Annotated in this window: 22 protein-coding genes and 1 tRNA gene; 8 read left to right on the forward strand and 15 right to left on the reverse strand. The window is 71.9% G+C overall.

The features are described 5' to 3' along the window. The first annotated feature begins 155 nt into the window (after positions 1 to 155). Complete coding sequence (locus FJM51_RS00675) at positions 156 to 671, forward strand: hypothetical protein (protein ID WP_140452176.1); 516 nt, start codon at positions 156 to 158, stop codon at positions 669 to 671. Between the two features lie 60 nt (positions 672 to 731). Here the strand turns inward: FJM51_RS00675 and FJM51_RS00680 are convergent, their stop codons facing one another. Continuing rightward, positions 732 to 1,508: a M48 family metalloprotease gene (locus FJM51_RS00680; RefSeq protein ID WP_181164401.1), complete on the reverse strand. Its 777-nt coding sequence runs from the start codon at positions 1,506 to 1,508 to the stop codon at positions 732 to 734. 233 nt (positions 1,509 to 1,741) lie between these two features. Next, a tRNA-Tyr gene (locus FJM51_RS00685) sits at positions 1,742 to 1,827 on the reverse strand. Between the two features lie 181 nt (positions 1,828 to 2,008). On the opposite strand from FJM51_RS00685, the gene FJM51_RS00690 reads away from it, so the two are divergent. Then, positions 2,009 to 2,857 (forward strand): fumarylacetoacetate hydrolase family protein, encoded by an 849-nt coding sequence (locus FJM51_RS00690; protein ID WP_140452178.1) that lies wholly within the window; start codon positions 2,009 to 2,011, stop codon positions 2,855 to 2,857. A gap of 63 nt (positions 2,858 to 2,920) precedes the next feature. Here FJM51_RS00690 and FJM51_RS00695 read toward each other — a convergent pair whose 3' ends face one another. The 5 genes from FJM51_RS00695 to FJM51_RS00715 form a co-directional block, all read right to left on the reverse strand. Continuing rightward, positions 2,921 to 3,241: a phosphoribosyl-ATP diphosphatase gene (locus tag FJM51_RS00695; RefSeq protein WP_140452179.1), complete on the reverse strand. Its 321-nt coding sequence runs from the start codon at positions 3,239 to 3,241 to the stop codon at positions 2,921 to 2,923. Further along, positions 3,238 to 4,002: an imidazole glycerol phosphate synthase subunit HisF gene (gene hisF / locus FJM51_RS00700; RefSeq protein WP_140452180.1), complete on the reverse strand. Its 765-nt coding sequence runs from the start codon at positions 4,000 to 4,002 to the stop codon at positions 3,238 to 3,240. Before hisF ends, FJM51_RS00695 begins: the two co-directional genes overlap by 4 nt. Next, positions 4,002 to 4,634: a LysE family translocator gene (locus FJM51_RS00705; RefSeq protein ID WP_140452181.1), complete on the reverse strand. Its 633-nt coding sequence runs from the start codon at positions 4,632 to 4,634 to the stop codon at positions 4,002 to 4,004. The genes hisF and FJM51_RS00705 overlap by 1 nt, the downstream gene beginning before the upstream one ends. Before the next feature lie 10 nt (positions 4,635 to 4,644). Beyond that, a complete protein-coding gene (gene hisA / locus FJM51_RS00710; RefSeq protein WP_140452182.1) occupies positions 4,645 to 5,364 on the reverse strand; it encodes a 1-(5-phosphoribosyl)-5-[(5-phosphoribosylamino)methylideneamino]imidazole-4-carboxamide isomerase in 720 nt (239 codons plus the stop codon). Positions 5,365 to 5,451: 87 nt separating this feature from the next. Further along, positions 5,452 to 6,147 carry a M10 family metallopeptidase C-terminal domain-containing protein gene (locus tag FJM51_RS00715; protein ID WP_140452183.1) on the reverse strand — a complete coding sequence of 232 codons (696 nt, stop codon included), beginning with the start codon at positions 6,145 to 6,147 and terminating at the stop codon, positions 5,452 to 5,454. A 174-nt stretch (positions 6,148 to 6,321) separates the two neighbouring features. On the opposite strand from FJM51_RS00715, the gene FJM51_RS00720 reads away from it, so the two are divergent. Further along, complete coding sequence (locus FJM51_RS00720; RefSeq protein WP_181164402.1) at positions 6,322 to 6,705, forward strand: DUF2147 domain-containing protein; 384 nt, start codon at positions 6,322 to 6,324, stop codon at positions 6,703 to 6,705. A gap of 19 nt (positions 6,706 to 6,724) precedes the next feature. Here the strand turns inward: FJM51_RS00720 and hisH are convergent, their stop codons facing one another. From hisH to FJM51_RS00750, 6 genes are all read right to left on the reverse strand, one after another. After that, positions 6,725 to 7,363 (reverse strand): imidazole glycerol phosphate synthase subunit HisH, encoded by a 639-nt coding sequence (gene hisH / locus FJM51_RS00725; RefSeq protein WP_140452185.1) that lies wholly within the window; start codon positions 7,361 to 7,363, stop codon positions 6,725 to 6,727. Further along, complete coding sequence (gene hisB / locus FJM51_RS00730) at positions 7,360 to 7,953, reverse strand: imidazoleglycerol-phosphate dehydratase HisB (protein WP_140452186.1); 594 nt, start codon at positions 7,951 to 7,953, stop codon at positions 7,360 to 7,362. The genes hisH and hisB overlap by 4 nt, the downstream gene beginning before the upstream one ends. Before the next feature lie 66 nt (positions 7,954 to 8,019). Continuing rightward, a complete protein-coding gene (locus tag FJM51_RS00735) occupies positions 8,020 to 8,415 on the reverse strand; it encodes a DUF2237 family protein (protein ID WP_140452187.1) in 396 nt (131 codons plus the stop codon). 60 nt (positions 8,416 to 8,475) lie between these two features. Further along, the gene (locus FJM51_RS00740; RefSeq protein ID WP_140452188.1) at positions 8,476 to 9,534 is read right to left on the reverse strand and encodes a lipocalin-like domain-containing protein; all 1,059 of its coding nucleotides are present in this window, start codon (positions 9,532 to 9,534) and stop codon (positions 8,476 to 8,478) included. A 61-nt stretch (positions 9,535 to 9,595) separates the two neighbouring features. Further along, a complete protein-coding gene (locus FJM51_RS00745; RefSeq protein ID WP_140452189.1) occupies positions 9,596 to 11,989 on the reverse strand; it encodes an FtsX-like permease family protein in 2,394 nt (797 codons plus the stop codon). Continuing rightward, complete coding sequence (locus FJM51_RS00750; RefSeq protein ID WP_140452190.1) at positions 11,986 to 12,654, reverse strand: ABC transporter ATP-binding protein; 669 nt, start codon at positions 12,652 to 12,654, stop codon at positions 11,986 to 11,988. Before FJM51_RS00750 ends, FJM51_RS00745 begins: the two co-directional genes overlap by 4 nt. Before the next feature lie 144 nt (positions 12,655 to 12,798). Between FJM51_RS00750 and FJM51_RS00755 the strand changes: the two genes are divergently transcribed. The 5 genes from FJM51_RS00755 (at position 12,799) to FJM51_RS00775 (ending at position 15,638) form a co-directional block, all read left to right on the forward strand. Then, positions 12,799 to 13,494 carry a rhomboid family intramembrane serine protease gene (locus FJM51_RS00755; RefSeq protein WP_140452191.1) on the forward strand — a complete coding sequence of 232 codons (696 nt, stop codon included), beginning with the start codon at positions 12,799 to 12,801 and terminating at the stop codon, positions 13,492 to 13,494. A 194-nt stretch (positions 13,495 to 13,688) separates the two neighbouring features. Further along, positions 13,689 to 13,940 carry a GlsB/YeaQ/YmgE family stress response membrane protein gene (locus tag FJM51_RS00760; RefSeq protein ID WP_140452192.1) on the forward strand — a complete coding sequence of 84 codons (252 nt, stop codon included), beginning with the start codon at positions 13,689 to 13,691 and terminating at the stop codon, positions 13,938 to 13,940. 4 nt (positions 13,941 to 13,944) lie between these two features. Beyond that, entirely contained in the window at positions 13,945 to 14,400 is a 456-nt protein-coding gene (locus FJM51_RS00765) for a VOC family protein (protein ID WP_140452193.1), read from the forward strand. A gap of 254 nt (positions 14,401 to 14,654) precedes the next feature. Further along, a complete protein-coding gene (locus FJM51_RS00770; RefSeq protein WP_140452194.1) occupies positions 14,655 to 15,053 on the forward strand; it encodes a hypothetical protein in 399 nt (132 codons plus the stop codon). Between the two features lie 264 nt (positions 15,054 to 15,317). Beyond that, on the forward strand, positions 15,318 to 15,638 hold the full coding sequence (locus FJM51_RS00775) for a DUF6280 family protein (protein WP_140452195.1): 321 nt from the start codon (positions 15,318 to 15,320) through the stop codon (positions 15,636 to 15,638). An 81-nt stretch (positions 15,639 to 15,719) separates the two neighbouring features. Here the strand turns inward: FJM51_RS00775 and FJM51_RS00780 are convergent, their stop codons facing one another. Both FJM51_RS00780 and dnaE read right to left on the reverse strand, forming a co-directional pair. Further along, the gene (locus FJM51_RS00780) at positions 15,720 to 16,385 is read right to left on the reverse strand and encodes a GAP family protein (protein WP_140452196.1); all 666 of its coding nucleotides are present in this window, start codon (positions 16,383 to 16,385) and stop codon (positions 15,720 to 15,722) included. A 24-nt stretch (positions 16,386 to 16,409) separates the two neighbouring features. Next, the gene (dnaE, locus tag FJM51_RS00785) at positions 16,410 to 19,856 is read right to left on the reverse strand and encodes a DNA polymerase III subunit alpha (protein WP_140452197.1); all 3,447 of its coding nucleotides are present in this window, start codon (positions 19,854 to 19,856) and stop codon (positions 16,410 to 16,412) included. Between the last annotated feature and the right edge of the window lie 141 nt (positions 19,857 to 19,997).

A 19,997-nucleotide genomic window follows, 5' to 3' on the forward strand; every position in this document is an offset into this window, starting at 1 on the left:
GCCCCTCAGCGTCGATCCCCAGTGTTACCAAGCCCGTGAACCGGTTCAAGCATTTGTTGACACCCCTCGGGCGGGGGTTCATCCTGCTTTTTGAACCGGTTCATTTTGTCATTTTCGACCGAATCATTTGATGACCAGCCAGAGGGAAAGCAGTCATGCGTCAGTGTATCGCCATCGTCGTGACGCTCTCCGCGCTCGCCAGCGCGGCGCCCGTCCTCGCCACCGAACCGTCACTCGTCTCGAGCGCCGGCCTGACGCCCGAGCAGGCCCAGGGGATGACGCTCAACGAGATCGCCGCGATGAAGTTCAACCGCGGCCGGTCGCCTCAGGACCAGATCCCCGTCGGGGCTTCGGGTCCGGTGACCAGCATGGCCTTCCAGGACCAGGTCGACGCCTCCGGCCGCGCCGGTCTGGTCGCCGCCGCCGGCCTGACGCCGGAGCAGGCGCAGGGCATGACGCTGAACGAGATCGCCGCGGCGAAGTTCAACCGGAACCAGTCCATGCAGGACCGGATCCCGACCGGAACGCCGGGCGCCGTGTCCAGCATGGCCTTCCAGGACTCGATCGACGTCTCCAGCCACTACCACCTGATCCGCGCCGCCGGCCTGACGCCGGAACAGGCGCAGGGCATGACGCTCAACGAGATCGTGCACATGATCTCGCCCGACTGAGGCCGGGCGCTCGGCGAAACACGCATCCGGGCGGACAAGGCCCGGATGCCGGGGCTCCGTTCAGGGCAGGGGAACGGGCGCGTTCTCCGGGCTGGGGGTGAGACCGGCGGATCGTTCGCGGTGGATTTCCGCGACCGCCGCCGAGATGACCTCCAGCCGCCGGGACGGGTCGGGATGGCTCGACATCCGCGACGGACTTCCCCGCCGCGCCGCCGCCCGCCGGAAGATCTCCGCGCCCTTCTCCGGCGCGTAGCCGGACCGTTCCGCGATGAAGGCGCCGATCCAGTCGGCCTCGAGTTCCAGCGCGCGCGCGCGCTCCAGCCGGGTGGACCGGTCTCCCCCGGTCGAACCCCCGGCCTTCGCGTCGGCCGCGCCGAGAAGGAACGCCTCCGCCGAGGCGGGATCGTTCGCGCGGGCGATGTGGCCGGCCACGTGATGCGCCGCCTCGTGGGCGAGCACGGTGGCGATCTCGTCGTCGTCGCGAAGCTGCGCGAGAAGGCTGCTGGTCAGCGTGATCGTGGGCCGGCCATCGGCGGATCTGGACTGGAACGCATTGGGCGGCGCGGCGGGGTCGACCGCCAGGACAAAGTCGAAATCGCAGGATCCGGGCCGCGCCGGACCCGTCCGTTCGGCGCAGACCGATTTGGTCGCGGCCTCGACCCGGGCCGCCACCCGGCCGAAATCGGCCCTGGACCGCGTGGGATAGGCCGATGCCGGCGCCGCGGCCTCGGGCGCGGCGGCCGTCGGCCCGCCGTAGCCCTGGGCGCCGCAGCCCGCCACGAAGATGCACAGAACGAGGGAAGAGGCGCGCGCCCGGATCGTCGCGATCGTCGTCATGCAGGCCAACTCGGGGAATTCTCCTTTCGGGAAGCGAAACCCAGGCAGTCAGTCCGAACGGCCGCCCTGGGCGACCCGAAGAGGGGAAACAGGCGATCGCCTACGTGTATCGACGCTTCCTGTCAAGACTTTTCTGTGACCGCGGCGCAAGAGACCGTTTCCGCGCGAGGCGGATGAGGGGGGCGGATGAAGCCGCGCTCAGGGTCTCTCCGCGGGATCCGTTGCCCGGCGACTGGTGGAGGGGGCTGGATTCGAACCAGCGTAGGGTTGCCCCGACGGATTTACAGTCCGTTGCATTTGACCGCTCTGCCACCCCTCCGAGGATGTCGCGGAAGCTCGCTTCCGGCGCGGTGGAGGCCAAATAGGCCAGCCGCGCCGGGGCGTCAACAGGGAAAGCCGCGCTTTCCGATGCCAATGTGCCGGTCGACTTCCGGCCGGGCATCGCCGATGGTCCGGTCCGCCGGGCAGGCGCCCGGAACGTGGCAAGGCGGAGGCGGGCGATGAAGCTCTTGAGGGTCGGAGCGAAGGGGGAGGAGCGGCCGGGGATGCTCGACGCGGGCGGGCTCATCCGCGATCTCTCGGGCGTGGTCGGCGACATCGCGGGGCACACGCTCTCCGACGACGGGCTCGACCGGCTGCGCGGCCTCGATCCGGTGCTCCTGCCCGAGATCCCGGCTGGAACGCGGATCGGGCCCTGCGTCGGCCGGGTCGGCAAGTTCATCTGCATCGGCCTCAACTATTCCGACCACGCCGCCGAGACCGGCTCGAAGGTGCCGAGGGAGCCGATCGTCTTCATGAAGGCGACGAGCGCGATCTGCGGCCCGAACGATCCGGTCTACATCCCGCGCGGCGCGGAAAAGACCGACTGGGAGGTGGAACTGGCCTTCGTGATCGGCAAGCGCGCGAAATACGTCGCCGAGGAGGAGGCGCTCTCCCATGTCGCCGGCTACTGCGTCGCGAACGACGTCTCCGAGCGGCATTTCCAGGTCGAGCGGTCGGGGCAGTGGACCAAGGGCAAGTCCGCCGATCACTTCGGCCCGGTCGGCCCCTGGCTCGTGACCCGCGACGAGGTGGCCGATCCCCAAAACCTCGGCCTCTGGCTCGACGTCAACGGCGAGCGGCGGCAGACCGGGAGCACGGCGACCATGGTCTTCGGCGTCGCCTTCCTCGTGAGCTATCTCAGCCGGTTCATGACGCTCGAGCCGGGCGACATCGTCGCGACCGGCACGCCGCCGGGCGTCGGCATGGGCATGAAACCGCCCCAGTTCCTCCGCGCGGGCGACGTGATCGAACTCGGGGTCGAGGGGCTCGGCCGCCAGCGCCAGGTCTGCATGGACGACCCCGGGTAGGGCGGACATCTGTCCGCCTTCCCCTTTCGGCCGCGCCGCCTTCCCCCTTCGGCCGCGCCGCCTTCACCCCTTCGGCCGCGCCGCCTTCTCCGCGACGCCCGACACGCCCTCGCGCCGTTCCAGCTCGGCCAGCACCTCGGACCAGCCGACGCCGCCGGCGCGCAGCATGACCATCAGGTGATAGACCACGTCGCCGGCCTCGTAGACAAGATTGGCCCGGTTGCCCGAGGCGGCGGCGACGATGGCCTCCACCGCCTCCTCGCCGAATTTCTCGGCGCATTTGCCGACGCCCTTGGCGAGCAGCTTCGCGGTATGCGAGCTCGCCGGATCGGCGCCGACGCGCGCGGCGATGGTCGCCTCCAGCCGGGTCAGCACCTCGCTCATCGCACCGGCCTCACCGCGATGCCGGCGGCGGCCATCGCGGCCTTGGCCTCGCCGATGGAAAAGGCGCCGAAATGGAAGATCGACGCGGCGAGCACGGCGGAGGCATGGCCCTCGGTCACGCCTTCCACCAGGTGTTCGAGCGTGCCGACGCCGCCCGAGGCGATCACCGGCACCGCGACCGCGTCGGCGACCGCGCGGGTGAGCGCGATGTTGTAGCCCGCCTTGGTCCCGTCGCGGTCCATCGAGGTCAGCAGGATCTCCCCCGCGCCCCGCGCCGCCATGTCCTTCGCGAATTCCACCGCGTCGATCCCGGTCGGCTTCGTGCCGCCATGGGTGAAGATCTCCCATTTCCCCGGGCGCACGGTCTTCGCGTCGATCGCGACGACGATGCATTGCGCGCCGAACTTGTTCGCGCTCGCGTTGATCACGTCGGGCGTGTTCACGGCCGCGGTGTTGAAGCTCACCTTGTCGGCCCCGGCGAGCAGGAGGGCGCGCACGTCCTCGGGGGTGCGCACGCCGCCGCCCACGGTCAGCGGCATGAAGCATTGCTCCGCCGTCCGGCTCGCGAGATCGAGCAGCGTGCCCCGGTTCTCCTGGCTCGCGGCGATGTCGAGAAAGCAGAGCTCGTCCGCGCCGGCCGCGTCATAGGCGCGCGCGGCCTCGACCGGGTCGCCGGCGTCGATCAGGTCGACGAAGTTGACGCCCTTCACGACGCGGCCCTCGCGGACGTCGAGACAGGGGATGACGCGCGTCTTCAGCATCAGGCGGTCCTCAGGGTGACGGCGGCGGTCGCCGCGGCGATCAGCGCGGCGCCGCCCGCGCGGTTGACGAGGCGGATCGCCCTCGGGCTCCCGGCCAGCCGCCGGGCGCGGGCGGCCGCGAGCGCGTAGCCGAAGGCATTGGCGAAGGCGAGCGTGACGAAGGTCGCCACCAGGATCGCCGCCTGCGGCGCGAAGCGGCGGGCGGGATCTACGAACTGCGGCGTGAAGGCGACGAAGAAGACGATGGATTTCGGGTTCAGCGTGGTGACGAGCCAGGCATGGGCGAGCATCCGGCCCGGCGCCCCCGCCTCGGTTCCCGCCTCGGTTCCGGCCTCGGGCCGGAGCGCGCCCCCCGCGCGCCAGAGCTTCACGCCGAGAAACACCAGATAGGCCGCGCCGATCCATTTGAGCGCGGTGAAGAGCGCGGCCGAACCCGCGAGCAGCGCGCCGACGCCGAGCATCGAGAGCGTCATCGCCGTCAGATCGCCGAGCGCCACGCCCGTCGCCACCGGCGCCGCGACCTTCCAGCCCCGGCCGAGCGCGTAGGAGACGACGAGCAGGATCGTCGGCCCCGGGATCACGAGCAGCACCGCCGAGGCGGCGGCGAAGGCGAGCCAGGTCTCGGGAGCCATTTCCGCCTCCTCAGGCTTCGAGCAGCCGGACCGCCTCGGCGAGGTCGATCCTGCCCTCGTAGAGCGCGCGGCCCGAGATCGCCCCGTCGAGAATGCCGAGCGCCTTCAGCGCCCGCAGATCCTCGATCGAGGAAACCCCGCCCGAGGCGATGACCGGGATCCCGACCGCGCGGGCGAGCGCCTCGGTCGCAGCCACGTTGGGGCCTTCCATCGCGCCGTCGCGGTCGATGTCGGTATAGATGATCGCGGCCACGCCCGCGTCCTCGAAGCGGCGGGCGAGGTCGGCCGCCTCGAGCGTGGTCTCCTCGGCCCAGCCCGCGACCGCGACCTTGCCGCCGCGCGCGTCGATCCCGACCGCCACCCGGCCGGGATGGGCGCGGGCCGCCGCGCGCACCAGATCGGGGTCGCGCACCGCGACGGTGCCGAGGATGACCCGCGCGACGCCCTTTTCGAGCCACATCTCGATCGTCGCCCGGTCGCGGATGCCGCCGCCAAGCTGCGCGGGCACCTCGGTCGCGGCGAGGATCGCCTCGACGGCGGCGGCGTTGACGGGCTGGCCGGCGAAGGCGCCGTTGAGATCGACGAGATGGAGCCAGCGGCACCCGGCCTCGACGAAGGCGCGGGCCTGGGCGGCGGGATCCTCGCCGAAGACGGTGGCGGCCTCCATGTCGCCGCGCAGCAGCCGGACGCAGCGGCCATCCTTGAGGTCGATCGCGGGGTAGAGGATCATCTGGCGCAAGCTCCGTCTCGGTCGCGCCTCTCGTAGCGCGGGCCGGGGCGGAATGCAAAAGACTCCCGCGCCGCCCGGGGGCGCGGATCAGAGCAGCAGGTCGTCCGCCCCGGGCATGTGCGACGCGCCGAGGCGGAGCGCGAAATCCGCGCGCCCGTCCCCGTTCACATCCGCCTCCAGCGCCGCGCCGGTCCAGCGCAATTCGCCCGCGGCGCCGGAGAATTCCCGCGCGCCGAGGAAGTCGAACGCCTGATCGCCGGGGGTGCCATGCGCGGCGTCGATGCCGCGCAGGTCGATCCGGTCGTGCCCGGACCTGAAGTCGGTGATCCGGTCCGGATCCGAGGCCGGCGAGTCGGAGAGCGCGGCGAAGCGGAAGAGATCGGCGCCGCCGCCGCCGGTCATCACATCGGCGCCGCGCCCGCCCGTGATCCGGTCATCGCCCCCGAAGCCGGGCAGACGGTCGGCGCCGGCCGAGCCGGTGATCCGGTCGTCGCCCGCGAGCAGCGCGCGGGCGAGCGTGGCGCCGCTCCCGTCGCGCGCGAGAAGCGCGGGGAAGCCCGCGTCCTCGATCCGCGCCACAAGCGCGCCGGCCTGGGCGATCTCGCCCCGGTCGAGCAGGCCCGCCGCCGCGACCTTCGGCCGGTATCCGGCCTCCTCCTCGCCGGGGGCGAGGAGGAGCCGCGTCGCACCCTCCTCGAAGACGAGGCCGGAGCCCCGCGCGGCGGGGGCGGTCGCGGGCAGGTCGCGGATGTCGAAGGGCTCGGAAAAGATCAGTCGGGCCATGGGTGCTCTCCTCTTCGTGACGGGGACAGCGGATTGGCACCCGGTATGCTTGACGCGAGCCTAACGCGGGGGCCGGCGGCGACGCCCGGCGCTGGCGCGCGACCTTCCGCCGCTCTTGGCCGCCGCTCGTTGACGGCCGCCCGGAGAGGCATAGTCTTTCCCCTCGGAGGGAGCATGATGCGCAAGCTCGTCGTCGTCCTGGCCCTGCTGGCGCCCCTCGCCGGGCGGGCGGAGGCCGATTCGCCGGTCGGATTGTGGCGGACCGAGGCGGTGGGGCCGAGAAAGGCCTATCTCGACGTCCGCGTCGCGCCCTGCGGCGACGCGCTCTGCGGCACGGTGGCGGCGACCCACAACACCCGGCGCACCGATCTCGTCGGCCAGGTGCTGATGACGGGCATGGTGCCCGACGACGACGGCGGCTGGAGCGGGGGCACCATCGTCGCCCCCGACACGGGGAAAAGCTACGCCGGGACGATGCGCCTCGACGCGGGCGGGCTCAGGGTCCAGGGCTGCGTCGCGGTCCTCTGCCGGACGCAGACCTGGGAGCGGCTGAACTGAGCGCGAAGCCTCCCGGGGCTCAGGGCTGCCAGCGCAGGAAATTCGCGATCAGGCGCAGGCCGGTGCGCTGGCTCTTCTCCGGGTGGAACTGCGTGCCCGCGATATTGCCCTGGCCGATCACCGCCGTGACCGGGCCGCCATGATCGACCCGGGCGAGCAGCGCGCCGGGATCGGCGGGCACGAAGTGATAGGAATGCACGAAATAGGCGTGATCGCCGCTCTCGATCCCGTCGAGCAGCGGATGGGGCCTGACGATCTCGAGCGCGTTCCAGCCCATGTGCGGGATCTTGCAGGCGGGATCGGACGGCGTCAGCCGGACCACCTCGCCGGCGATCCAGTCGAAGCCCGGCGTGTCCCCGAATTCGCGGCCCCGCGTCGCGAGCATCTGCATGCCGACGCAGATGCCGAGGAAGGGCGCGCCGTCGCGCCGCACCCGCGCCTCGATCGCCTCGAAGAGCCCGTCGCGCGCGAGCAGTCCCGCGCGGCAATCGGCGAAGGCGCCGACGCCCGGCAGCACGATCCGCTCCGCCCGCGCGACCGCCTCGGGGTCGGAGGTGACGAGGATCGGCCCGCCGCCGGTCTCGTCGGCGACCCGCTGGAAGCTCTTGGCCGCCGAATGCAGGTTGCCGCTCGCATAGTCGATGATGGCCGTGGTCATGCCGAGAGCGTGCCCTTGGTCGAGGGAATCTCGCCGCCCGCGCGCGGATCGGGCTCCACCGCCTCGCGCAGCGCGCGGGCGACGGCCTTGAACGCGGCCTCGGCGATGTGATGGCTGTTCGCGCCGTCGAGCCGCGTCACGTTGAGCGTGACGCCGCCCTGCATCGCGAAGGCGGTGAAGAATTCGCGCACCAGTTCGGTGTCGAATGCGCCGATCTTCTCGGTCGGGAAATCGACGTTCCAGACCAGGAAGGGCCGGCCCGAGAGGTCGAGCGCCGCGCGCACCAGCGACTCGTCCATCGCGAGATGGCAGGAGCCGTAGCGGCGGATGCCGCGCTTGTCGCCGAGCGCCTGGGCGAGCGCGCGGCCGAGCGCGATGCCGACGTCCTCGACCGTGTGGTGATCGTCGATATGCAGGTCGCCCTTGGCGCGGACATGCAGGTCGATCAGCGCGTGGCGCGCCAGCTGGTCCAGCATGTGGTCGAAGAAGCCGACGCCGGTCGCGCAGTCATGCGCGCCCCGGCCGTCGAGATTGATGCGAACTGTCAGGCTGGTCTCGCTGGTGTCGCGGCTGATCTCGGCCGTGCGCATCGGATGTCCTCGCTCGGGGTTTCGCGGCGCTTATAGCCGCCCCCGCGGGGGGTTCCAAGCGGCGGCTCAGGTGTTCCTCGCCGGGATCGGCATCGCATTGGCGAGCAGCGCCTCGATCGGCACGTGGCGCAGCGTCGCGCGGTGCGTGCTCGCGAGGATCACCTTCGGCGCCACCCCGGCGATCCAGGCTTCCTTCCAGCGTTCGGCGCAGAGGCACCAGCGGTCGCCCGGCCGCAGCCCCTGGAAGCCGAATTCCGGCCGCGGCGTCGAGAGGTCGTTGCCGCGCGCGCTCGAGAAGGCGAGGAACTCCTCCGTGACGCGGACGCAGACGGTATGCGCGCCGCGATCCTCGGATCCGGTGTCGCAGCAGCCGTTGCGGTAGAAACCCGTGACCGGGTCGAAGGCGCAGGGTTTCAGCGGCTCGCCCAGGACGTTGATGCTGTCTTCGATCGTGTCATGCATGGCGCGGTCCTCCCCTTCGGTCATGTTGGCCCGATGCCGGGCCGCTGTCCATGCCGGCGCTCAGCGATAGCCGGTCATTTCGAGATAGCCCCGCCCGGTCGCCCCGCCGTCGAGCCGGATCGGCCCCTCCCAGTAGGAATAGAGCGTGCCCATCCAGGCGGCCGGGTTGAGCGCCTCCGCGGTCGTGTCGAGTCCGAAGCGCGGCACCTCGATCCGCCAGCGCGTCGGCAGCCGGCGGTCGGCGACGCGGGTCTCGGTGAGCGGCGTCAGCCGGATCTCGCCGGGCGAGAGCGGGGTGGGCGCGCCGTCCGGGGCGATCCATGTACCGCTCAGGAAGGCCGGCGCCTCCTCGGAGCGGAGCGCGAAGAGCATGACCCGCGCCCCGGAGGCGAGCGAGAGGGCGAACCAGTCCCAGCCGCGCTGGCCGGAAGCGAGCGGCTGGCTCGACCATTCGCGGTCGAGCCAGGCGGTGCCGGTGACCGGGATCGTGTCGGGGCCGAGGCGGAGCGTGCCCGTCACGCCGTAGAAGGGCTGGCTGTAGTAGTAGGAAGCCTGTCCGGAGGCGGATTTGACGCTGAACCCGTCCGCGCCCTGCGGCACCGGCGGCGGGGCGGCCCGCGCCGCGAGATCGTAGGAGAAGCCGTCGCCCGCCGCGTGGATCGCCAGATCCGCGAGCGCGTCCGCGCCCGGCCGGCCGGCGCCGGTCATCGACCAGTCGTCGATGAAGGCGCGGAAGGGCTCCGCCGTCACGCCGGCCTGGCCGATGCCGCCCCGCGCGAAGGTCTCGGCGAAGAGATGGGTCTCGGCGCTGGTCACCGCCGCGTGCGCCATCCAGACCGTCGGACTGTCCCAGCCCCCCCTTTCCGGCCCGGGCGAAAGCGGCTGGCGGAACAGCGTCCATTGCGCGCCGTATTCCTCGCCGTCCGGCCCGGTCAGGTTCGCGGTCAGGTACCACCATTCGATCCGGAAGCCCGGATGCGGCCCGTGGTCGCGCGGGAAGACGAGACGGGCCGGGGCGGTCACCGGCAGATAGTCCTCCGCCTCGGTCCCCAGCCCCGCGAAGCCCTGCGCCCCGGCGGCGGCGGGGAGAAGCAGGAGCAGGATCGTGCGAATAAGCATATGCATAACGACGCGAGGCGGCCGCGGGCGGCGGAGGCGGGGCGGAATAAGCATATGCATATCAGCGTTCATCGCTGAACCTCCGGATGAGGTCGGCGGGCGCGGCGCGGGCGAGACGGAGCGCGGGCCAGAGCGCGGCGAGCGCGCCGGTCGCGAGCGCGAAGAGGAAGAGCCGCGCCCAGTCGAGCGGGAAGAGCAGGAGCGGCAGGCGCCAGCCGAAGGCGCGCGGGTTGATCACCTCGGTCAGCACCCAGGCCACCGCGAGCCCGAGCGGGAGCGCGGCGAGCGCCGTCAGCCCCGCGAGCGCGACCGCCTGGCCGAGCTCGATCGCGGCGAGCCGCCGCCGGGTGAGCCCGAGCGCCCAGAGCGGCGCGAGCTGGCCGAGCCGCTGTTCCGCGAGCGTCAGGAGCCCCGTCAGCAGCGCGATCCCCGCGACGATGAGCGTCAGCGTGTTGAGCGCCAGCGTGACGGCGAAGGTCTTCTCGAACACCCGCTCGGCGGAGGCGCGCAGCCCGGCGCGGTCGGTGACGTCGACCCCCTCCCGGCCCCGGAGGTCCGCGAGAAGCGCCGGCACGCTGGCGGGATCGGCGCGGACCGCGAGGCGGCGGAGTTCGAGTTCCGGCCAGCGCGCGCGGACCTGCGCGACCGGGGCGAGCACCTGCGCTTCCGGGTTGCCATAGTCCGAATAGACCCCGGCGACGCGCGTCTCCCAGGCGCCGGTCGCGGTCGGGATCGCGAGCGCGTCCCCGGGCGCGAGCCCCGCGCGGCGCGCCATCTGCTCGTTCACCATCACCGCGTCCCCCGCCGCCACCCGGTCCCAGGGGCGGTCGAGCGCGGCGAGCAGCGGCCAGCCCTCGCGATAGAGCGGATCGTCGGTGAAGGCGTAGATCTCGAGCGGGGCGCCGGCGAAGCGGCTTCGCGCCGCGCCGATCGGGAGCGCCGCCGTCACGCCGGGCGTAGTCGCGAGAGCGGCCCCGATCACCTCCGCCGCCGCCCCGTCCGGCGCGGAGAGGTAGATCTCCGCGCCGAGCCGCTGGTCGAGCCAGCCGAGGAAGGTGGCGCGGAAGCTCGAGACCATGGTGCCGACCCCGACATTGACGCCGAGCGCGAGCAGAAGCGCCATCAGCGCGAGCGAGAGCCCGCCGAGTCGCTGGCGGCCATCGGCGAAGAGCCAGTGTGCGACCGGCCCCTTCGCCCGCCGCCCGAGCGCCGCGAGCACCAGGGCGAGCAGCCCCGGCAGCAGGAGCGCCGCGCCGAGGAGCAGCGCGCCCATCAGCGCGAAACCCGCGAGCAGCGAGCCGCCGAGAAGGAGGAGCGCGAGCGCGAGCGCGCAGAGGAGAACCGCCGCCCCGGCCTGCCAGACCAGCCGGCGGCGGAGCGCGCCGAGCCAGGCCTCCGGCCGGGCGGCGGCGAGCGGGCCGAGGTGGAAGGCGCGCCAGAGGCTGTCGCCCGCGGCGGCCAGCGCGCCGAAGGTCGCGATCCCGAGCCCGGCGAGCCACCAGGCCGGATCGAGCGCGAGCCGCCCCGGCACATGCGCGCCGTAGAGCCCGTTCAGCGACGCCGCGACGTCGGGCAGCAGCGCCGCCGCCATCAGATAGCCGCCCGCCATGCCCGCCGCCCCGCCGAGAAGGGCGAGCGCGAGGATCTCGGCGAGAAGCGCGAGCGCCAGCCCGCGCGCGGGCACGCCGAGCGCGCGCAGCGTCCTCAGCATCGGCCGCCGCCGCTCGAAGGCGAGGCCGATGGCGGCGTAGACGATGATGAGCCCGACGAGGAAGCTCAGGAAGCCGAAGGCGGTCAGGTTCAGGTGGAAACTGTCGGTCAGCCGCGCGAGGTCGTCCGCCGGCCCCTCCGCGACCGTCAGCCGGTCCGCGAAGGCGGGCGGCACCCCGGTTCCGGCGGGCGCGAGCAGATAGGAGACGCGGTCCGGAAGGCCGAGCAGCCCGGCCGCGCGGCCGATGTCGAGCAGGAGCGTGCCCTCGGGCACCTGGCCGGAGGCGACGAGTTCGGGAAGTCCCGGCCGGCCGGCGAGCCGCGCGATGGTCGCGGGCGCGGCGAAGGCGCGGCCGGGCGGCAGCACGAAGGCGGGGAGCGCGGCCGCCTCCTCCCCGATCGGCGCGGCCCCGCGCGGGAGCGTCATCGGCTCGACGCCGACGAGATGGAGGTCGACGTCGCCCGCCCGCCATTCGCCCTCGAGCACCGGCGAGACGCGCAGGCCCGCGCGGCGCAGCGCGACATAGTCGGAGAGGGGCAGGCGCTGGCCGTCCGCCGCCACGATCCGCGCGCCGCCGGAGACGAGACCGGCCGCCTCGGCGTAGCTTCGGCGCGCCTCGGCGTTCAGCGCCTGCACCCCGCTCCAGAGCGCGGTCGCCACCATGAGGCCGACCAGCAGCGTCGCGAGTTCGAGCGGATGGCGCCGCCAGTAGCTTGCGAGCGCCTGGGCGAGCGCGGCGGTCATGCGACCGGCTCCGCCCCGATCCGGCCGGCGTGGAGATGGGCGCGCGCGTCGAGCCGGGCGGCGAGCCGCGCGCTGTGCGTGACCATGAGCAGCGCCGCGCCGCTTTCCGCCACCAGCGCGAGCAGCAGGTCGAGCACCGCGTCGCCGGTCGCCTCGTCGAGATTGCCGGTCGGCTCGTCCGCGAGGATGAGGCGGGGCCGGGCGGCGAGCGCGCGGCCGATCGCGACACGCTGCTGCTGCCCGCCCGAAAGCTGCTCGGGGTAGCGGGCGAGAAGCGGGGCGAGGCCCAGCCGCTCGGCGAGCACCGCCTGCCAGTCCGGATCCGCCCGCCCCGCGAGCCGCGCCTGGAAGGCGAGGTTGCGGCCGACGTCGAGGCTCGGGATCAGGTTGAACTGCTGGAAGACGATGCCCACGGTCTCGCGCCGGAGCCGGGCGCGGCCGGCGTCGTCGAGGCCGGTGACCGGCGCGCCGTCGATCGCGATATGCCCCGAGTCGGCCTTCTCGAGTCCGGCGGCGAGATGGAGCAGCGTGCTCTTGCCGCTGCCCGACTCGCCGGTGAGCGCGAGGCTCGTCCCGCCGGCGAGGTCGAGCGACACCCCGCGCAGCACCGCGAGCGGTCCCTGGGCGGTCGGATAGGTCTTGGCGATGTCGCGGATCTCGAGCATGGCCCTGCTACCTAGCACGCCGAGGCGACCCGGACAGCGCCCCCGGGGACGGGGTGCGCGAAACCCTTCGTGAACGCCCCGGTTGGGACTTGCGGCGGCGGGGCGGCGCGGCCAGCATGCGCCACCCCGGACAGGAAGGCGCCGATGACGATCGCTCCGACAGAGCCCTACAAGCCGCTGCCGCGCAGCCTCGTCGCGCTGGTCGTGGTGATCGCCGCGATCGAATGCCTGCTCTCGGCGGCCGACGCGGGGCTGATCGCGGATCCGACGCTGCGCGCGCGGCTCCTCGGGACCGGGGCCTTCTGGACGCAGCTCCTCCATGGCGCGGAACCGGTCTTCGCGGCCCAGCCCTACACGATGTTCCTGAGCCACGCGCTGCTCCACGGCGGCTTCACGCATATGACGATGAACATGGTGATGCTGCTCGCGCTCGGGCGTTTCGTCTCCGACCGCTACGGGAGCGGGACGATCCTGCCGCTCTTTCTCGTCGGCGCGGTGGCGGGGGGCGCGGCCTACGGGCTGCTCGCCACGGGCGGGGCGCCGATGGTCGGCGCCTCCGGCGCGGATTTCGCCTTCATCGGCGTCTGGACCGTCTGGGACCTGCGCCGCCACCGCGCGGCGCGCGTCCCGACGAGCCCGGTCTGGCGCCGGGTCGCGGTCCTCGCGCTGCTCAACGTCGTGATGTACTGGTGGCTCGGCGGCATGCTCGCCTGGCAGGCGCATCTCGGCGGCTTTCTCGCCGGCTGCGCCTTCGGCGCGGCGCTCGAGGCGCGGGCCTCGGCCCAGGCGCTGCGCGCGCGGGCGGAGGCGCGCCGCGCCCGGCGGGGGGGAGCCGAGTAGCCTCCCGCGCCAGCCCGCGCCCGACGGGTGCCCCGCGACGGGCGCCCCACGACGGCGCCCGACGACGGCACCCGACGACGGCACCCGACGACGGCGCGCGCTTTTTCGCTCTTTTGCAGGTATGCTGGATCGGCACGCCGCTTTGGGCGTTGAGGGAGCGTGCGCCGCTTCGAGGCGCGGAGGGAGAGATCGACATGCAAGGATTTGGCTGGCTCAGCTTTCTGCTCATCGGGCTGATCGCGGGATGGATCGCCGAACAGGTGATGAACCGCAGCCACGGGCTCTTGACGAACCTCATCGTCGGGGTGATCGGGGCCTATCTCGGCGCCTTTCTCTTCAGCCTGCTCGGGCTCGGCGCCAGCGGCTTCATAGGCGCGCTCGTGGTCGCGACGATCGGCGCGATCGTGCTGCTCGCGATCGTGGGTTTCGTGCGCGGCCGAACCTGATCCGATGGCCGGGACCGGCCCGTCCGCCGGCGGCGCGCCCGCCGGCGGAGCCTACGGCGCCGACGCGCCCGCGATCCTCGAGACGGCGCTCTACGCCGAGGATCTGGGCGCGGCGGAGGCCTTCTACGGCGGGCTGATCGGCCTGCCGGTCGTGGCCCGCGTCGCTGGCCGGCACGTGTTCTTCCGTGTCGGCGCGGGCATGCTTCTCGTCTTCGATCCGCGCGCCACCGCGACGCCGGCGCGCTCCGGCCCGCCGGTTCCCGTCCATGGCGCGCGGGGGTCCGGGCATGTCTGCTTCGCCGCCGACGCCGCCGGGCTCGACCGGCTGGCGCGCGCGCTTCCGGCGGCGGGAATCCCCCTCGAGGCCGATTTCGACTGGCCGAACGGCGCGCGCTCGATCTATGTCCGCGATCCCGCGGGCAATTCGGTCGAGTTCGCCGAACCCCGCCTCTGGCAATAGGCGGTTCTTCACTCATTTTCATCACGGGCGCTGACAGGGGCTTGAGGCGGCGATAGTGTCGCGGCAAGTCAAGGGAGCCCTTCGCCTGAATATACGGCGACGGGGATCATGTATCAGCGAGTTGCGACCCTCGGCGTCGTCCGTGGTAACAAAAGTTAATATTCAATTAACGGATGTGTAATCTGCTTCCAGTGCGACTAATTTCGTATCCTTGAGGTGCCGTGTCATCAAAACCTTATCAGATCGGTCCAGCGATGGTAAAAGAAATCACTAATCGTAAAAATACAATCGCAGAGGTCGTCCGGGTCGGCGTCACCAATGAAGACCGCGGAACGATAGAACTCGCGACGGAGGAGGGGGATCTGATCTCTCTCGATCTGTCGGTGGCGACGATCGCGCCGGTGATCATGGCGCTGTTCTCGGCCGCTTCGGCGTTGCAGGACCGGCGTTACGCGGCGACGCGGGAGCGCACGGTCCTGGCGCTGCCGGTGCGGGAGGCGGCGGCGACGGCGGTGGCGGCGGGCGGGGCGCGACACGTCGTCGTGTCGCTCCGGCTCGGCAACGAGGCGATCTTCCGATTCTCGCTCCCCTCCGGGACCGCCGCCGAACTCAGCCGCTCGCTCGCCGAGGCGGTGGGATCGGGGCTGAACTGAGCCGGGGCGGAGGCCCCGCGCGGGGCGGAGCGGCATGATGCCGCCGGAGGGCGACGAAAACGTGATCCGAAGACGTTTTCGGGCCGCCCGCGCGCGATCTTGGTTGATCCGCGCGGAGACCTGCCTATATCTGCCCTACCGAAGGCAAGGCCGCCTATTCGATTGACGCATGACTGCCATGTGATATTGGCACTCCCCGAATGTCGCGAAATCGTCATAGTGCGCCGAAAATTCGACGGATCGAGAGGAAGAAGGAAAAGCGTAATGTTCGATTACGTGGATCAGGTCGCGCTGACGAATGACCAGGGAGCCCGGGCGCAGAAGCTGTTCGCCGCGGTCGTGCTGGCGGCGCTTGACGATGCGATCGCGGATGACAAGAAGTATGGGAACGGCGCCGAGGTGATCGCGCGCTGGGCGCGGTCGCGCGACGGCCGCGAGGTGCTGATGTGCGCGGGCATCGACCCGAACGAGCGCTGCGTGAACGGCATGATGGAATTCGTCCGCCGCGGCGTGCGGACCTCGGTGGCGCTGAGCCGCGAGGAGAGCGAGCGCCAGGCGCATCGCGCCGAGGCCGAGGCGGCCTGATCATCGGAACGGCCTGACGGGATCGCGGTCCCGTTCATCGCAAAGGGGCATCGCGGTGCGATGCCCTTTTTCGTTGGCGGCTCACCCGCCGAGCGCCGACAGCCCGTCGCCGAGGACCTTGGCGCCGATGACACCGAGCAGCACGATCATGATGACGTGGTTGTTGCGCAGCATGAAGCGCTTCACCGCCTCGAGCCGGCGCGCGCCCCCGGCCCCTCCGGTCCGGCGCAGGATCAGCGCCGCCAGCACGCTCGCCGACGACAGAAGCACGAAGACGAGGCCGGCGAGGAGCGCGCGGCGCCCCTCGAGCCCGCGCTCACCGATCGTGGCGGCGGCGGCGAAGGCGAGCGCGAGGCTCTTGGGATTGACGCCGCCGAGCACGGCCCCGACCAGCGCCGCGCGCGCCGGCGAGGCGCGGTCGAGCGCGGCGGCCCAGCCTGGCAGCTTCGCCGGCGCCCCGCCGCGCGGGCGCCCGCGCCATTTCCCCGCGGCGGCGGCGAAGAGCCCGAGGCCGAGCAGGATCCGGAGCCCCGCGCCGAGCTCGAGCGAGGTCCGTTCGATCTCGCCCACCACCAGCACGAGGAGCAGCGTCACCGCGCCGAGGCCGCCCAGCCAGCCGATCGCGAAGGCGGTGCCCGCGCGCCCCCCGTCGGGGCGGCCGAGCAGCATCACGATCGCGATGATCGGGAAGGGGCTCAGCGCCAGCGCCATCGCCAGCGGGAGAAAGTCGCCTATCGCCCCGACCATGCCATCCCTCCGCGCGCGCCCGGCTCAGAATTCCTCGACTAGCACCACGCCCGAGACCGACTTGACCGCGCCGATCACGCGCGGCGAGACCGGGTACGGATCCTTCAGCGCGAGCACGGTCTCCCCCGGCAGGTCGGGCGCCATCACCACGATCTCGACCGGCCCGGGCCGCGCGCCGCCGTCGCGCGCGATCGCGCCGAGGCGGGTCGCGAGCGAGGGCGCGGCGCCGGCGTCGTTGACGAAGATCCGCAGGCCCGCGGCCGCGGCCCCCGCCACGGCCTCGTCGACCGGCTGGGCGCCGCGGGCGAGCAGCTTCATCTCGTCGCCGTCGGTCTCCGCCTCGACCGTGAGCACGACGTTGCAGCCGGGTTCGAGCCATTGCCGCGCCGCCTCCAGCGTGTCGGAGAAGACGGTGACCTCGAAGAGCCCGGTCGGATCCGAGAGGCGGACGAAGGCGAAGCGGTTGCCGCGGGCGGACTTGCGTTCCTCCTTCGCCGCGACCGAGCCCGCGATCCGCGCGCTCGCCGCCCGGTTCTCGCGTGCGCGGCGCAGGAGTTCGGCATGGGTGAGCACGCCCTGGCGCCGGAGCGCGCCGGCGTAGTCGTCGAGCGGATGGCCGGAGAGATAGAAGCCGATCGCCAGATGCTCCTGGCCGAGCCGCTCGACCGGGGTCCAGTCGTCGGGCGCGGGCAGGCGCGGCGCGGGTAGGCTGTCCGCCGCCTCGCCGAAGAGGCTGACCTGGGCCGAGGCGCGCTCCTGATGCGCGGCCGCGGAATGGGCGACCAGCGCCTCGAGGCTCTCGAAGACCTTGCGCCGGTTCGAATCGAGCCCGTCGAGCGCGCCCGCCCGCGCCAGCATCTCGAGCGCGCGCTTGCCGACGCGCTTGAGATCGACGCGCGCGGCGAAATCGAAGAGGCCGGTGAAGGCCCCGCCCGCCGCCCGCGCGTCGGTGATGAGGCGCATCGCCTCGACACCGACGTTCTTGAGCGCGCCGAGCCCGTAGACGATCTCGCCGTCGCGCACGGTGAAGGTCGCCTCGGAGCGGTTCACGCAAGGGGGCACGACGCCGATGCCGAGCCGGTCCACCTCCTGCTTGTAGGCGCCGAGCTTGTCGGTGAGATGGATGTCGCAGTTCATCACGGCGGCCATGAACTCGACCGGATGGTTGGCCTTCAGCCAGGCGGTCTGGTAGCTCACCACCGCGTAGGCGGCGGCGTGGGACTTGTTGAAACCGTAGTTCGCGAACTTGTCGAGCAAGTTCCAGACTTCCTCGGCCTTCGCCTTGGAAACCCCGTTCTTCGCCGCGCCGTCGAGAAAGAGCGGCTTCTGCGCGTCCATCTCGGCCTGGATCTTCTTGCCCATCGCGCGGCGCAGCAGGTCGGCGCCGCCGAGCGAATAGCCCGCCATCTTGCGGGCGATCTCCATCACCTGTTCCTGGTAGACGATGATGCCCTGCGTCTCGTCGAGGATGTCGTCGATCGAAGGATGGAGGTTGTCGCGCTTCTCCCGACCGTTCTTCACGTTGCAGAACTTCGGGATGTTCTCCATCGGCCCGGGCCGGTAGAGCGCGACGAGCGCGATGATGTCCTCGATGCAGGTGGGCCTCAGCTGCCTGAGCGCGTCGCGCATGCCCGAGCTTTCCACCTGGAAGACCGCGACGGTCTGGGCGCTGGCGTAGAGTTCGTAGGTCTTCGCATCGTCGATCGGGATCGCGGAGATGTCGACGCTCTCGCCGCGCAGCGCCAGCAGGTCGAGCGCGTTCTGGATCACGGTCAGCGTCTTCAGCCCGAGGAAGTCGAACTTCACGAGGCCCGCGTCCTCGACCCATTTCATGTTGAACTGCGTCGCCGGCATGTCCGAGCGCGGGTCGCGGTAGAGCGGCACGAGTTCGACGAGCGGCCGGTCGCCGATCACCACGCCCGCGGCGTGGGTGGAGGCGTTGCGCAGCAGCCCCTCGATCTGCTGGGCGATGTCGAGGAGCCGCTTGACCTGCGGCTCCTTGCGCGCCTCGTCGCGGAGCCGCGGTTCCTCGGCGAGCGCCTTCTCGACCGAGACGGGCTTCACCCCCTCGACCGGGATCAGCTTCGAGAGCCGGTCCACCTGACCATAGGGCATCTGCAGCACCCGGCCGACATCGCGCACCGCCGCCTTGGAGAGCAGCGCGCCGAAGGTGATGATCTGCGCGACGCGGTCGCGCCCGTAGCGCTCCTGCACATAGGCGATGACCTCCTCGCGCCGGTCCATGCAGAAGTCGATGTCGAAATCGGGCATCGAGATGCGCTCTGGGTTCAGGAACCGCTCGAAGAGAAGGCCGTAACGCAATGGATCGAGGTCGGTAATCGTCAGCGCGTAGGCGACGAGGGAGCCGGCGCCGGAGCCCCGGCCCGGGCCGACCGGGATCGAATGCTCCTTCGCCCACTTGATGAAGTCGGCCACGATCAGGAAGTAGCCGGGAAAGCCCATTCCCTCGATCACGCCGAGTTCGAATTCGAGCCGGGCGCGGTATTCCTCCTCGCTCGCCGCCTTCGGGATCACCGCGAGCCGGGCGGCGAGCCCCTCGCGCGCCTGGCGGCGGAGTTCCTCGACCTCGTCCTCGGCGAAGCGGGGCAGGATCGGCTTGCGCTTCCTCGGGCGATAGGCGCAGCGGCGGGCGATCTCGACGGTGTTCTCCACCGCCTCGGGCAGGTCGGCGAAGAGCGCGACCATCTCGTCCTGGGACTTGAAGTAATGCTCCGGCGTCAGCCGCCGCCTCGGCGCCTGCTGGTCGACATAGGCGCCCTCCGCGATGCAGAGCAGCGCGTCATGCGCCGGATACATCGCCGGCTTCGGAAAGTGCACGTCGTTGGTCGCGACCAGCGGCAGGTCGAGTTCGTAGGCGAGTTCGACGAGGGTTGGCTCGGTCGCCGCCTCGGCCGGGGTGCGGGGCGCGCCGTTCTCCGGATGGCGCTCGATCTCGACGTAGAGCCGGCCGGGAAAGAGGCCGGCGAGCCGGATTAGCAGGTCGCGCGCCTTTCCCGGCTGGCCGTCGCGGATCATCTGCCCGACCGCGCCCTCCGCGCCGCCGGTGAGGCAGATGAGCCCGGCCGCGCGCGCCTCGAGCAGGGCGAGCGGAACATGCGGCTCCAGCGCGCCGGCGTCGAGGTAGTTGGCCGAGGTGAGCCGCAGCAGGTTGCCGAATCCCTCGGCGTTCTGGGCGAGCAGCACGACGGGCCGGGGCCGCGGCGCCTTTTCCCCCGGGGCGGGAGCGGCATGGGCGATCGCGAGCTGGCAGCCCATGATCGGCTGGATGCCCTCCTTCGCGAGGACGTTGGAAAATTCCTGCGCGGCGAAGAGGTTGCCGGTGTCGGTCAGCGCGACCGCGGGCATGCCGGCGGCGGCGCAGAGGCCGGGCAGCTTCTTCACCTGGATCGCGCCCTCGAGCAGCGAATAGGCGGAATGGAGGCGGAGGTGGATGAATCGCGGCTCGGTCATCGGCGATCTCTAGCACCGGCCGCGGGCCGCGGCCAAGCGCGCGTCGCGCCCCCGCGCCCGCGTCCGCGAAATGGCGCGAACTTGGGCAGCGCGGCCGGCGCGGGGCGGGCAAACGCGCATTGGCGCGGCGGTTAACGATGA

The sequence above is a fragment of the Amaricoccus solimangrovi genome (assembly GCF_006385685.1).
GTDB lineage: Bacteria > Pseudomonadota > Alphaproteobacteria > Rhodobacterales > Rhodobacteraceae > Amaricoccus > Amaricoccus solimangrovi.